The organism is Pseudomonas migulae NBRC 103157 (assembly GCF_002091715.1).
In the GTDB taxonomy this organism is placed as follows: Bacteria; Pseudomonadota; Gammaproteobacteria; order Pseudomonadales; family Pseudomonadaceae; genus Aquipseudomonas; species Aquipseudomonas migulae_A.
Genome location: NZ_BDAG01000071.1, coordinates 1 through 13002, shown reverse-complemented (window position 1 = coordinate 13002; position 13002 = coordinate 1). Strand labels below are relative to the sequence as shown.

Sequence of the window (13002 nt, the reverse complement as noted above, 5' to 3'; positions counted from 1 at the left end):
CCCTGAAAGATCGCCACCTCGCTGCGCTCGACAGCTCCTACGGGATTTACGTGTACCTGTAGGAGCTGTCGAGCGCAGCGAGGTGGCGATTTCTTCACGCAGGATTATGGCATTTCAGGCAGTTCCTGGGGACGCAGGTCAAACACCAGCACTTCGGCATCAACACCATTACTCAAGCTCAACAGCCGTTCATCCCGAACCCGCACGCCATCGCCTTCCTGTAATTGCATGCCGTTGAGTTCGACACTGCCGCGAGCCACATGCACATAGGCATAGCGATTGGCGGCCAGTTCCAGGGTGGCGGATTCCTTGCCGTCGATCAGCCCGGCATACACCCGTGCATCCTGGCGCACCTTCAGTGAGCCGTTTTTCCCCTCGGGGGAGATGATCAGTTGCAGCCGGCCGCGTTTTTTCTGCGTGCTGAAATGCTCTTGCTGATAGCGCGGTTTGGCGCCGCTGACGTCCGGCACAATCCAGATTTGCAGGAAGTGCACGCCGCGGGTGGCCGAGTGGTTGTACTCGCTGTGCGCCACGCCGCTGCCGGCGCTCATCAATTGCACGTCACCGGGGCGGATCACCGAACCGGTGCCCAGGGTGTCCTTGTGTTCCAGGGCACCTTCGAGCACATAGGAGAAAATCTCCATGTCGCGGTGCGGGTGCTGGCCAAAGCCTTTGCCGGCGGCGACACGGTCATCGTTGATCACCAGCAGGTCGGAAAAACCCTGCTCTTTCGGGTTGCGGTAGTTGGCGAAGGAAAAGGTATGGAACGACTTCAACCAACCGTGATTGGCCGCGCCGCGATCGGAAGCTTTGCGAAGGGTCAGCATGATGAAATCTCCTGTTGGGACGTTGATTCGTCCGAGTGAGGAGAAGGTTAATGTTTATCGGTTGGTGCAATAAGTAGATGGAAATTGAAATACTGTCTCTATCAGGTTGACAATAATGAGCAGGCTGTTCCCGTTCCATTTGTCCATAATGCACAGCACGCCGAGCGCGTTCTCTGTAGGAGCCGGCTTGCTGGCGATCGCTGTGTATCAGCCGATATTGTTGGCAACTGACACTCTGCTATCGCCAGCTAGCCGGCTCCTACAGGGTTGTTGGTTAGCCAGTAATTCTTTTTTGATCTCAGTGATTTTGAACCATGAAAACCGTAGCAATGGTGCTGTTCCCCGACTTTCTCCTGCTCGACATGGCCGGGCCGATGGAGGTGTTTTCCATCGCCAATCGCTACCTGGCTCCGACGGAGCGCTATGAGTTGTCGACCATCGGCACCGAACACGGGGCATTGCGTGCGTCCAACGGCGTCAGCGTTCACCCCGACGTGCACATCGATCAGGCGGATCAAGCGTATGACCTGTTGCTGGTGCCCGGCGGTCCCGGTGCCTACAGCGAAAAGCACCCGCCGTTACTCGACTGGCTGCAAAGTGCCGTCAGCCGCGCAGGCTGTTATGGCTCGATTTGCACCGGTGCATTTGTGCTTGGGCACGCTGGTCTGCTCGACGGTTATCGCGTTACCACCCACTGGCATTACACCGAACGGCTGATCAAGGCCTTCCCCAAGGCGACGGTGGAGACCGATAAGATTTACGTGCAGGACCGCAACCTCATTACCTCCGGCGGCGTCACGGCCGGTATCGACCTCGCGTTGTCAGTCGTCGCCGAAGACCACGGCAAGAAAGTCGCCCAGGATGTGGCCAAGGTGTTACTGGTGGTGATGAAGCGCCAGGGCAGTCAGGCGCAATTCAGTCCGTTGATGGCCGCTGTCGCGCCCCATGAAACGCCGGTGACCCGAGTGCAGAACTACATGCTTGAGCATCTGGATGAGGCATTCAGTATCGAACGCATGGCGGGCCTGGCCACCATGAGTCCGCGTCATTTCGCCAGGGTGTTTGCCCGCGAAGTGAAGATGACCCCGATGGAGTTTCTACAAAGCGCCCGCATCGACTGCGCCAGGAATCTCCTGGAAACCACGGACTTGCCGCTCAAGACCGTGGCGTTCAAAAGTGGCTTCGGCAGTGTGCGGCACATGCGGTTTTTGTTCAGTGAAAAGCTTGGGTTGACGCCGACCCTGTACCGGGAACAGTCAAGCTAGAGCCTTCTTGTCCGTCTTGCGCACCGTGATGGCCGTGACGCTCCCATCGTTTCAGTTGTACCGTAACCGAGGCCTGCCAAGATACCGTTGAACTCTTTGCAATGGAGGTGCGCGAGCCTGGCGCGTGATGGATGTGCAGTCTTTCGAGCCGTCCCGGGTTTGCGCACGTGAACGTGCATGAACAGCTTTACAAATGTGAACAGCGACGCGGTGCTGCAATTCGGCCCCTACGCACTCCACCTGCGGCAACGGTTGATCCTGGACGGTGACCGGCCGCTGCGCATGGGCGGGCGGGCCCTGGATATTCTGCAGGTGCTGGTCCAGCGCGCAGGCACTGTCGTCAGCAAGGACGAATTGATCGCACTCGTCTGGCCGACGTCGGTGGTCGAGGAAATCAACCTGCGCGTGCACATCGCTGCGCTGCGTCGCGCCTTGGGCGACGGGCAGGACGGGCAGCGCTATATCGTCAACATTCCCCAGCATGGCTACAGCTTTATCGCGGCGGTGGAACGAGTGCCTGCGTGTTCTCTGGCGTCGATCGAGACCGTTCAGAAACCTCAGCACAACCTGTCTGCGCGACTGACACCGGTGACTGGCCGCGACTCGATTGTTGGCAGCCTGGTTCGGCAGTTGCCCGTTCGGCGCCTCATGACCGTGGTCGGTCCTGCCGGCATCGGCAAGACCACCGTAGCGTTGCGTGTGGCCGAGTTGCTCTTGCAGCATTTTCGGGACGGTGTCTGGAGGGTGGATCTGGCGGCGATCGATGACCCTGCGCAGGTGCTCGATCACCTGGCTTGCGCCCTCGAACTGGAGCCCGGGACGATACTGGATGACTTGGCGCAACGCCATGCGTTGCTGGTGCTGGACAATTGTGAACACTTGCACGAATGCTGCCGCACGTTGGTCGAGGACTTGCTGAAATCCGCACCGCGGCTGTCGATCCTGGTCACCAGTCGAGAGCCGCTCAACGCGCAGGGGGAATCGGTCCAGCGTTTGCCGCCACTGACGGTGCCACCGGCGTCGGGATTGCACAGTGTGGCCGAGGCCATGGGCTATTCAGCGGTGCAGTTGTTCGTCAGTCGCGCGCGCGCCCGCCAGCAAGGGTTTGCCCTGCGCGAACAGGACCTCAAGGTCGTTGGGGAAATCTGTCGCCGCCTCGATGGGTTACCGTTGGCCATCGAGCTGGCGGCCGCGCAAATCGACGCGTTGGCGCTGGTGGGCGTGCAAGCCCAGCTCGACAACTGTTTTCAGCTGCTGAGCCACGGCCGGCGCACCGCCGTGCCCCGCCATCAAACCCTTAAAGCGGCGCTGGACTGGAGCTATGAACACCTGTGTCCGCTGGAGCAAACCGTGTTGCAGCGTCTGGCGGTGTTCAAAATGGCCTTTACACTGGACGCGGCGATTGGCGTGCTCGGTTGCACGGCGCTATTGCCCGAGCGCCTGGTTGAAGTGGTGGAAAGTCTGGCGCTCAAATCGCTGTTGTCGCTGGAACAGGGCGGGGGGCTGAGACGGTATCGCTTCCTCAACACCACGCGCGCCTACGCCCTCGAAAAACTTGAGCACAGTGGTGAGCTGCCTGCCTTTGAAATGCGTTACGCCCGCTACATCAGCCGGACGCGCTGGACATCAAGCGGGCAGGTGGTGCTGCAACTCGTCGAGTAAACGACGCACCTTGGTCAGGTCCGGTGTGGCAAAACCCTCAGTGAACCGCTGGTAGATCGGTGCCAGCAGCGTGTGCGCTTGCCGGTGCCGCCCCTGGCGCTGCCAAAGCTGTGCCAGTGAAGTGGCGCTACGCAGTTCCCAGGCAAGGGCGCCCTGATGTTTTGCCACGTTCAAGGCCCGAATCAGCACGGCTTCGGCGGCTTCGGTTTTCAACGGGCAACCTTGCGCCAGCAGCGCATCAGCCTTGGCTCGCAGGATTTCCGCCGTGCTCCAGCCGGCCATGCCGGTGTCCGCCCGTTGCAACAAGGCGTCATCAACGAAGCCGGTGTCCAGCGTGACCATAATGTCCTTGATCAGCCCCGCGCCCGGCAGAAGGGACGAGCGAACCTCGGCGTGGTCGATCACCTGGGCGTAGTGCAGGGCCCAGGTGTAGAACAGCAGCACCGAGTGTTTTTGCGCTTGTTCCAGCAGCAAGCGCAAGAGTTCGCGAGCGGTGCGGGTGTCGCCGTTGTAATGAGCGATCAGGCAACTGGCCAGTGCCAGGGTGTAGCAAATGGAGGTGCCGTGGTTGATCTGCAGCGCAATGTCCAGGGCTTGTCGGGCAGTGCGCCAGGCCTTTTCCGGCTGTCCTTGCACCCAGAGGATGCGTGCCAGAACCGTCAGGGCGGCGACGCTCTGATCATAGTGCACGCCAAAACCGTGGCTGAAGCGATTGAGGTGCCCGCTCTGGGCCATGCGCTGCAGGACCTGCTCGGCATCAGCCCGCGCCTGGTGCTGGTCCCCGGCAAAGTGCAGCGCCAGCACCCTCAAGCGGTGGGCGCTGAGAGACAACACCGCATCACCGTTCAGCCCTAGCCGGTCGAATTGTCGGCTCTGTTCCAGGGCCGTCTGATAGTGCGCACAACTGAGGTTGACCGCGAGGTGCCCGGACACCGCCCGCAATTGACCGGCCACATCGTTGCACTGCCTGGCCAGGTTTCTGGCGCTGACGAAGGCTTCAACGGTCTCTGCCGAGCCGCCCTGGGTGTGATAGCACGAGCTGCCGAGGGCTAGCTTCAGGGCCATTTTCAGCCGAGGGCAAGGCTCGGGCGCCGCGTCCAGCAATGCCAGCGCCTTGCGCACATACACGCCGTGCTCCCTGAGCAGCGACAATTCCTGCCACAGCGGCGCTGACGTCGCAGCCAGACGGATCGCCAATGCTTGCGGTCCTTGCGCGTTCAATCCCCAGTCGAGGGCGGAACGAATGTCTTCCAGACTGCGGGCATAACGCTCGATCCACGTGTGCGTCTGGACCGTCTCCCATTCTTGTTGGGCCTGATGCATCAAGGCCAGGCAGCGTTCGGCATGACGTTTGCGGGTGTCCGGGAGGTCGGCGGCCTGGTCGAGTTTTTCCAGCGCATAACTGCGGGTCGTGTCGAGCAGGCGGTAAAACACCTCTTCATCGCCGACCTCCACGTTCAGCAGCGACTTGGCGACCAATTGTGTGATCGAACCAAACACCTCACGGGGTTCGATGTGTTCGCCGACGATCACCGCCGCTGCCGATTCCAGTGTGAAGCCGCCCCTGAACACACCCAGCCGACGCAGGCAGACTTGTTCACAGGGGCTGAGCAGTTCGAAGCTCCAGTCCAGCGTTGCACGCAGGGTTTGATGCCGGCCCAAGGTGGTCTGACAGCCTTGGGTGAGCAGGCGAAAACTGCCCTGCAGTTGTGTCAGCAATCCGCTCAACCCGAGGCTGTTGACTTGCGCGGCCGCCAGCTCGATCGCCAGTGGAATGCCGTCCAGGCGTCGGCAGATTTCAATCGCCAGCGGCAGTTCGTCATCGGTCAGTTCGAAACTGTCGTGGCTGGCCATCGCCCGCTCGACAAACAGCTGCAGGGCCGAAAACGTCAAGGCCTGAGCGCGGTCGAGCACGGCGATGGGCGGTGGGCAGTCCAGTGACCCAAGGCGCTGGACGAACTCACCTTCGGCCCGCAGGCTCTCGCGGCTCGTGGCCAGAATGTGCACCTCGGGCGCGGCGCGCAGGAGGTTTTCACTCAGCAGGGCGATGGCGTCGATCAGGTGTTCGCAGTTGTCGATCACCAGCAGCATTTGCCGATCATGCAAAAACGCCGCGAGGCCGCTCATCGGTTCGGTGTCGTGCAAGGACAGTTCGAGCAAGTTCGCCAGATGCGCGGTGATCATCGCCGGGTCGTTGATCGGTGCCAGGTCCAGCAGGCGAATGCCGTGCCGATATTGCCCGATCAGTTGCTCGGCGACGCGCAGGGCCACGGTGGTCTTGCCGATCCCGCCGGGACCGATCAGTGTGATGAAACGCTGGCGTGACAGCTGGGCCACCAGGCTGTCGACGAGGGTCTGACGCCCGATCATGCGGGTTCGACGCACCGGCAGGTTGTGGCCGCCTGGCGCCGGTGCCGGTGTCTCGCTCAGTGCCGGTTGCTCGACGTGCTCCAGCGAATACGGCGCGACAAAGCTGTAGCCCCGGTGAGCCACAGTGACGATGTAACGCTGGCCGGCCTGACCATCGCCCAAAGCCTTGCGCAATGCCGCCATGTGCACCCGCAGGTTGATGTCTTCGACTACGCTTTTGGGCCAGACCCTGGCGATCAGTTCCTGTTTGCTGACCACTTTCCCGGCGTGCTCCAGAAGGATCAACAGAATGTCCATGGCACGCCGGCCCAGACGCAGGGGCTGGTCGGCCTCCATCACCAGGCGTTGGCCGGGATAGATCCGGTAGGGGCCGAAATGGATGGCCTGTGCGAGGAAAAGGGACAACGGGTAACTCCTGCTTGCTGCCGTCTGGTATGCGGTTTTCGAGCATATTCGTCAGGTTTGTCGATCAGTGCAACTTGCCGTGCAGCAACTCCCGGGTGTTCGTCTGGCCTGGCAGTTTCCCGTCTCTGTTGCCGAGTTCCGTATTTATTGGGCGGGGAACTCGAAAAGGTGTCGCCTAGGCTTTTGGCGCGCCAGGGAAAATTAACAACGTTTAACTCGTGCTGCGTCTGGTCTACGCCCAAAACTCAGGGTCTTCAACTCCCACCGGTCAGCCGAAGGCTGAACCTTTTGGATTGATGCACAGGGATCGAACACACAGGGAGCGACGCCGGAATGAGCAACGTGGTGGTGGTCTATCACAGTGGCTACGGGCACACGCGGGTCATGGCCGAAGCCGTGGCCGGAGGTGTGGAACGTCACCTGGGCAGCACCTGCCAGCTGATTTCGGTCGAGGACGTGGACCAGCAGTGGGACCGTTTGCACAACGCCGACGCGATCATCTTCGGCGCGCCCACCTACATGGGCAGCGCCTCGGCGCGCTTCAAGGGGTTCATGGAAGCCACGGCGGCGTTCTACCTGGCTCAACCCTGGCGCGACAAACTGGCTGCCGGCTTCACCAATTCCGGCTGCTTGTGCGGCGACAAACTCAATACCTTGCTGCAGATGGCGGTTTTCGCCGCGCAGCACTCAATGATCTGGGTCGGTCTGGACCTGCTGCCTGCGCGCTCCGGCACAGGCGTGTTCGATGGGCAGCTCAACCGCCTCGGCAGCTCGCTCGGCGCCATGGCGCAATCGAATGTCGAACAATCCCCCGAATTCGCACCGCCCGCCGAAGACCGCTGCACCGCCGCGCACCTGGGCGAGCGCGTGGCGCGGCTGGCTGATCGCATGAACCACCCACCGGTTTGATTCACCCCAACCTTCACCAAGGAGATATCGCATGAGTACGTTCACGACCCGAGACGGCACCGAGATTTACTACAAGGACTGGGGCACCGGTCAGCCCATCGTTTTCAGCCACGGTTGGCCGCTGAACGCCGACAGCTGGGAATCGCAGATGATCTTCCTCGCCTCCAAGGGCTATCGGGTCATCGCTCACGACCGCCGTGGTCACGGCCGTTCCAGCCAGCCGTGGACCGGCAATGACATGGACACCTACGCCGATGACCTGGCGCAACTGATCGAGCTGCTGGACCTGAAAGACGCCGTGCTGTTCGGCTTCTCTACCGGCGGCGGCGAAGTGGCGCGTTACATCGGTCGCCACGGCACCGGCCGGGTGGCCAAGGCCGGGCTGATTTCCTCGGTGCCGCCGCTGATGCTCAAGACCGAAGCCAACCCGGGTGGTTTGCCGATTGAAGTATTTGACGGCATTCGTCAGGCCTCCCTGGTCGATCGTTCGCAACTGTACATCGACCTCGCCAGCGGTCCGTTCTTCGGCTTCAACAAGCCGGACGCCAAACCATCGCAAGGCATGATCGACTGGTTCTGGATGCAGGGCATGACCTCCGGCCACAAGAACGCCTATGACTGCATCAAGGCATTCTCCGAAACCGACTTCACCGAAGACCTGAAGAAATTCGACGTGCCGACCCTGGTGGTACACGGCGATGCGGACCAGGTGGTGCCGATCGAAGCCGCCGGCATTGCCTCAGCAAAACTGGTGAAAGGTTCTACCCTGAAGGTCTACCCGGGCGCCCCCCATGGCTTGACTGACACCCACAAGGATCAGCTCAACGCCGATCTGCTGGCGTTCCTCAAGGGTTGATGCACACCGGCGCGGGCGTAGATCCGCGCCGTTTTTGCTCCTGATGAGCCGATTTCTTCGAGTACATGACCATGAAAAAGCTGACCAATGCCACCGGCGCGCCGGTGGTCGACAACCTCAATATCCAGACCGCCGGTCCTCGTGGGCCGGCGCTCCTGCAAGACATCTGGTTACTGGAAAAACTCGCCCACTTCGACCGCGAACTGATCCCGGAGCGCCGCATGCACGCCAAGGGGGCGGGCGCCTACGGCACATTCACCGTCACCCATGACATCAGCCGCTACACCAAGGCCAGTATTTTCAGTGAGGTGGGCAAGGAAACGCCGCTGTTCGTGCGTTTTTCCTCGGTCGCCGGCGAGCGTGGCGCGGCGGATGCCGAGCGCGATATCCGTGGCTTCGCGGTGAAGTTCTATACCGACGAAGGCAACTGGGACATTGTCGGCAACAACACGCCAGTGTTCTTCTTCCGCGACCCGCTGCGTTTCTCCGACCTCAATCACGTGGTCAAGCGCGACCCGCGCACCGGCCTTCGCAACGCCACCAGCAACTGGGATTTCTGGACCCTGCTGCCCGAGGCGCTGCACCAGGTGACCATCGTGATGAGTGACAGGGGGATCCCCACCAGTTTCCGCCACATGCACGGCTTCGGCAGTCACACCTTCAGCCTGATCGACCGCGACAACAAACGCGTTTGGGTGAAGTTTCACTTTGTCTGCCAGCAGGGCATCGAAAACCTCTCGGACGCCGAGGCAGAAGCCGTGGTCGGCAAGGATCGCGAAAGCAATCTGCGGGACTTGTACGAAGTCATCGAGCAGGGCAACTTCCCGCGCTGGAAACTGTGCATTCAGGTGATGGAAGAACAGCAGGCGATCAATTACCGGCATAACCCGTTCGACCTGACCAAGGTCTGGCCGCACGGCGAGTTTCCACTGATTGAAGTGGGCATCATGGAGCTCAATCGCAACGCCGAAAACCACTTCGCCGAGATCGAGCAAGCGGCATTCTCGCCCGCCAACGTGGTGCCGGGCGTGAGCTTCTCGCCGGACCGCATGCTCCAGGCGCGGCTGTTTTCCTACGGTGATGCCCAGCGCTATCGCCTGGGGGTGAACTTCAATCACATACCGGTCAACGCACCGCGTTGCCCGGCTCACAGCTACCATCGCGACGGCGCCATGCGCACCGACGGCAACCTGGGTGGCACCGCCAGTTATTTCCCGAACAGCGTCGGCGAGTGGCAGGATTCGCCGGAACTGGCCGAGCCGCCGCTGCCGCTGGAAGGTTTTGCGCAACACTATGATCATCGGCTGGAAGAGGATCATTACGAGCAGCCGGGCAACCTGTTTCGCTTGCTGGACCCGGCGCGTAAACAGTTGTTGTTCGACAACACCGCGCGAGCCATGAAAGGCGTGCCGCAGGCGATTCGTCAGCGCCATATCGACAATTGCACCAAGGCAGATCCGGCGTACGGGTTTGGCGTGGCCGAGGCGTTGGAGCGGTTGGTGCCGTTGGTTTAAACGATCCTGGCTTGCTCGCGATGGCGGTTTCACGGGCTCCTTCGCCGGCAAGCCGTGCTCCTCAGATTTTGTGTGAACCGTTAATGCCGGACATCCAGGCAACCCGCAGGAGCATGGCTTGCCGGCGAAGGCGCCCGTGAAATCGCCATCGTCCGCAAGCTGGGCACCTACAGGTTTATGCGGGGGAGGGAACGCACGGCCCGGCAACGCCACGCAAACGGATTGATGCCTTCGCTGCGAGTGAAAATGTGGCAGAAATGTGCCTGGTCACAGAAGCCGCATTCGAGGCTGATCTGGGTCAGGCTGAGGTCGGTGCTCTGAATCAGTTGCTTGGCGCGGGCGATGCGCTGGTGGCGAATCCAGTCCTGGGGCGAAAGGCCGGTGCTGCACTTGAACGCGCGCGAGAAATGGCTGCGCGAGAGCGCGCAGGCGCGGGCCAGTTCGGTCACTTCGATGGTTTCGCCCAGACGTTCGAGGATCAGTTGCTTGGCCAGGCTTTCGCGCCACGGGGTCAGGCCTCCCGTGTTTTTCTTTGGCGTTTCAGTGGCGGTCGCGCAGGCGACGTTTTGCTGAGAATGAGCCATGACAAATGTCCGTGTCGGTGAGCGTCATTCTTGGGCGCGAGCGCTCTGGCAGGCGAGTTAAACGTTGTTAATTTCGCCTGCGCGCAGTTAAGGACAACCGTGCCAACTCAGCACATCGCTGCAATTTTCAGGATGCAGGTCCCGTGCATGATTGATGTCATGTGGCGGACCTGTGCAGGGCCGCTTTCGCGATTCGATCAAGGGTGAAGGCATGAAACATTCTCTGGTTTGCGCGTTGGGCCTCGCGATGGCGCTGGCATCCGGCGTTTCCTCGGCTCAGGCACCGGCACAAGTTGGCTCGCAAGTGCCCGGCTATTTCCGATTGGCCGTAGGCGATTTTGAGGTGACGGCATTGTTCGATGGTTACAACGACCTGTCGCCCAAACTGCTCAAGGGCCTGACCCAAAGCCAGATTCGTGCGTTGCTCGCCCGTCGCTCGATTGAAACGCCGGGCGTGCAGACGGCGTTCAACGCCTTTCTGATCAACACCGGCAAGCAATTGATCCTGGTGGATACCGGCGCCGGTCAATGCATCGGTGCAACGGCGGGCATGCTCTCGGACAACATGAAAGCGGCCGGCTACGAGCCTTCGCAGGTCGACACGATCCTGTTGACTCACCTGCACCTGGACCATGTCTGCGGGCTGGTCGATGGCCAGCAGAAACCGGTGTTTGCCAACGCCACGGTCTACGCCGCGAAGGCAGAAGCCGATTACTGGCTCGATCCTCAGGCCCTGGCCAAGGCCCCCGAGGGTGCGAAACCGTATTTCAAAATCGCCCAGGACTCCACGGCACCGTATGTCGCGGCAGGGCGTTTTAAAACGTTCGATGCTGGTCAGTCGCCGGTACCGGGTGTCGAGGCCACGCTGGAAGCCGGACACACACCGGGCAGCACCACGTACCGTTTCACTTCTCAGGGGCAGAGCATTCTGTTCATGGGCGATCTGGTGCATAACCTCGCGGTGCAGTTCTTGCACCCGGAAGTCTCGATCGGATTTGACGTCAACAGTCAGCAGGCGATCAAAAGTCGCGCCAAGGTTTTCAGCGATGCCGCTGCGAGCAAGACGTGGGTGACGGCGGCGCACTTGCCGTTTCCGGGGATCGGTCACATCGCCGCAGAGGGCAAGCACTTCCAATGGGTGCCGGTCGAATACGGCCCCTACAAACGAGCGGCGAAAGTCCCGCTGATCGAGTAAAGTCCGATGCCCTCCCAAGGAAACCGTGCCTATGAACCGTAATGATCTGCGTCGCGTCGATATGAACCTGTTGGTTATTTTCGAGGCGTTGATGTTCGAAAAGAACCTGACCCGCGTCGCCGAAAAACTGTTCATGGGGCAACCGGCGGTGAGCGCTGCGCTGGGACGGCTGCGGGATTTGTTCGACGATCCGTTGTTGCTGCGCAATGGTCGCGGCATGGAGCCGACCGGGCGGGCGCTGGCCATTCTCAAGGAGTTGCAGCCGGCGATGGATGTCATTTCCGGGGCGGTCAGCCGGGCGAAGGAGTTCGATCCGACGACAAGCAGCGATGTGTTTCGCATCGGCTTGTCGGACGATGCTGAGTTCGGGTTGTTTCCGCCGTTGCTGCGGCAGCTGCAGGAAGAGGCGCCGGGGATTGTCGTGGTGGTGCGTCGCGCCAACTATTTGCTGATGCCGGCATTGTTGGCCTCGGGTGAAATTTCTGTGGGGGTGAGTTACACCACGGATTTGCCGGCGAATGCCAAGTGCAAGAAGTTGCGGGATATTCCGTGCAAGGTGCTGCGGGGTGATAAACGGCCGGGGACGCTGACGCTCGATGAGTATTGTGAACGGCCTCATGCCATGGTGTCGTTCTCTGGTGATTTGAGCGGCAATATCGATCTGGATCTGGCCAAGATCGGGCGGTGTCGGCGGGTGGTGCTGGGGGTTCCGCAGTTCAGTGGGTTACGGGCGTTGCTGGCCGGGACCGAGATGGTTGCCACGGTGCCGGATTATGCGGCGTGTGCGTTGGTTGAGGGGTGTGCGTTGCGTGCTGAGGATCCGCCGTTTCCGATTGAGGCGGCGCAGTTGTCGATGGCCTGGAGTGGGGTGCATGACAATGATCCGGCGGAGCGGTGGTTGCGGTCGCGGATCAGTGAGTTTATGTCGAGGCCTTTGCCGATTGTGGGGTGAACGTGGCGGCCTTTGGGCCGACCAGGTTTTTGTTGATCTGGGTGTATATCCATTTCTGCGGTAACGGCGGCTGGCGGTTTCGCCCTTACGGCGAGTCCCTTTTGGCAAACGCCCCAAAAGGAACCAAAAGGTCTCGCCCCGAGCGTCCGGCCCCTCGCTAAGGCTCGGCGTTCCTTCGCTCCGGCATTCATCCGGGGGCATCGCCCTCCGGTTGGCTTCGCTGGCACCTACATGCGATGAGTTCGACTGCGTCGAACGGCGCTGCGCGCCACTCCCCGGATGAACCCCTCCACTCAGCCTCCCGAAGGGGCGGGTGGATCAAGATCAAGAGCTGCAGGCGAGCTAACGCTCGGCCTGATGAGTGGTGAGAAGCGGGTGTATGCCGATCTGCTTTTGTAGGCGCCGGCTTGCTGGCGATGGCGGCCTGACAGCCGACCTGTTCTCGCGGCTATACGCAGACCTC

10 protein-coding genes are annotated in these 13002 nt (G+C 61.1%); 7 read left to right on the top strand and 3 right to left on the bottom strand.

The window, feature by feature from the left end:
• Positions 1-104: 104 nt before the first annotated feature.
• Entirely contained in the window at positions 105-827 is a 723-nt protein-coding gene (locus PMI01S_RS29945; protein ID WP_084323786.1) for a pirin family protein, read from the bottom strand.
• Positions 828-1141: 314 nt separating this feature from the next.
• On the opposite strand from PMI01S_RS29945, the gene PMI01S_RS29940 reads away from it, so the two are divergent.
• Both PMI01S_RS29940 and PMI01S_RS29935 read left to right on the top strand, forming a co-directional pair.
• On the top strand, positions 1142-2092 hold the full coding sequence (locus PMI01S_RS29940) for a GlxA family transcriptional regulator (protein WP_084323785.1): 951 nt from the start codon (positions 1142-1144) through the stop codon (positions 2090-2092).
• Positions 2093-2269: 177 nt separating this feature from the next.
• On the top strand, positions 2270-3754 hold the full coding sequence (locus tag PMI01S_RS29935; RefSeq protein ID WP_084323784.1) for an ATP-binding protein: 1485 nt from the start codon (positions 2270-2272) through the stop codon (positions 3752-3754).
• On the opposite strand, the gene PMI01S_RS29930 is transcribed toward PMI01S_RS29935, so the two are convergent.
• Positions 3719-6529: an ATP-binding protein gene (locus PMI01S_RS29930; RefSeq protein ID WP_084323783.1), complete on the bottom strand. Its 2811-nt coding sequence runs from the start codon at positions 6527-6529 to the stop codon at positions 3719-3721. The two genes, PMI01S_RS29935 and PMI01S_RS29930, sit on opposite strands and share 36 nt — an antisense overlap.
• A 333-nt stretch (positions 6530-6862) precedes the next feature.
• Between PMI01S_RS29930 and PMI01S_RS29925 the strand changes: the two genes are divergently transcribed.
• The 3 genes from PMI01S_RS29925 (at position 6863) to PMI01S_RS29915 (ending at position 9808) form a co-directional block, all read left to right on the top strand.
• Complete coding sequence (locus tag PMI01S_RS29925; protein ID WP_084323782.1) at positions 6863-7438, top strand: flavodoxin family protein; 576 nt, start codon at positions 6863-6865, stop codon at positions 7436-7438.
• A 31-nt stretch (positions 7439-7469) separates the two neighbouring features.
• Complete coding sequence (locus PMI01S_RS29920; RefSeq protein WP_084323781.1) at positions 7470-8294, top strand: alpha/beta fold hydrolase; 825 nt, start codon at positions 7470-7472, stop codon at positions 8292-8294.
• A gap of 71 nt (positions 8295-8365) precedes the next feature.
• Positions 8366-9808: a catalase gene (locus PMI01S_RS29915; protein ID WP_276526379.1), complete on the top strand. Its 1443-nt coding sequence runs from the start codon at positions 8366-8368 to the stop codon at positions 9806-9808.
• A 167-nt stretch (positions 9809-9975) separates the two neighbouring features.
• Here the strand turns inward: PMI01S_RS29915 and PMI01S_RS29910 are convergent, their stop codons facing one another.
• Positions 9976-10392, bottom strand: a complete 417-nt coding sequence (locus PMI01S_RS29910; RefSeq protein WP_084323779.1) for a helix-turn-helix domain-containing protein — start codon at positions 10390-10392, stop codon at positions 9976-9978.
• Positions 10393-10603: 211 nt separating this feature from the next.
• Between PMI01S_RS29910 and PMI01S_RS29905 the strand changes: the two genes are divergently transcribed.
• Both PMI01S_RS29905 and PMI01S_RS29900 read left to right on the top strand, forming a co-directional pair.
• Positions 10604-11587 (top strand): MBL fold metallo-hydrolase, encoded by a 984-nt coding sequence (locus PMI01S_RS29905; RefSeq protein WP_084323787.1) that lies wholly within the window; start codon positions 10604-10606, stop codon positions 11585-11587.
• A 31-nt stretch (positions 11588-11618) separates the two neighbouring features.
• Positions 11619-12539 carry a LysR substrate-binding domain-containing protein gene (locus PMI01S_RS29900; RefSeq protein ID WP_084323778.1) on the top strand — a complete coding sequence of 307 codons (921 nt, stop codon included), beginning with the start codon at positions 11619-11621 and terminating at the stop codon, positions 12537-12539.
• Positions 12540-13002 lie beyond the last annotated feature (463 nt).

Bases quoted from the DNA above. Each gene is read 5' to 3' on its own strand.
- PMI01S_RS29925 (WP_084323782.1), top strand. From the start codon at position 6,863: ATGAGCAACGTGGTGGTGGTCTATCACAGTGGCTACGGGCACACGCGG.
- PMI01S_RS29910 (WP_084323779.1), bottom strand. From the start codon at position 10,392: ATGGCTCATTCTCAGCAAAACGTCGCCTGCGCGACCGCCACTGAAACG.
- PMI01S_RS29900 (WP_084323778.1), top strand. From the start codon at position 11,619: ATGAACCGTAATGATCTGCGTCGCGTCGATATGAACCTGTTGGTTATT.
- PMI01S_RS29945 (WP_084323786.1), bottom strand. From the start codon at position 827: ATGCTGACCCTTCGCAAAGCTTCCGATCGCGGCGCGGCCAATCACGGT.
- PMI01S_RS29920 (WP_084323781.1), top strand. From the start codon at position 7,470: ATGAGTACGTTCACGACCCGAGACGGCACCGAGATTTACTACAAGGAC.
- PMI01S_RS29905 (WP_084323787.1), top strand. From the start codon at position 10,604: ATGAAACATTCTCTGGTTTGCGCGTTGGGCCTCGCGATGGCGCTGGCA.
- PMI01S_RS29915 (WP_276526379.1), top strand. From the start codon at position 8,366: ATGAAAAAGCTGACCAATGCCACCGGCGCGCCGGTGGTCGACAACCTC.
- PMI01S_RS29935 (WP_084323784.1), top strand. From the start codon at position 2,270: ATGAACAGCTTTACAAATGTGAACAGCGACGCGGTGCTGCAATTCGGC.
- PMI01S_RS29940 (WP_084323785.1), top strand. From the start codon at position 1,142: ATGAAAACCGTAGCAATGGTGCTGTTCCCCGACTTTCTCCTGCTCGAC.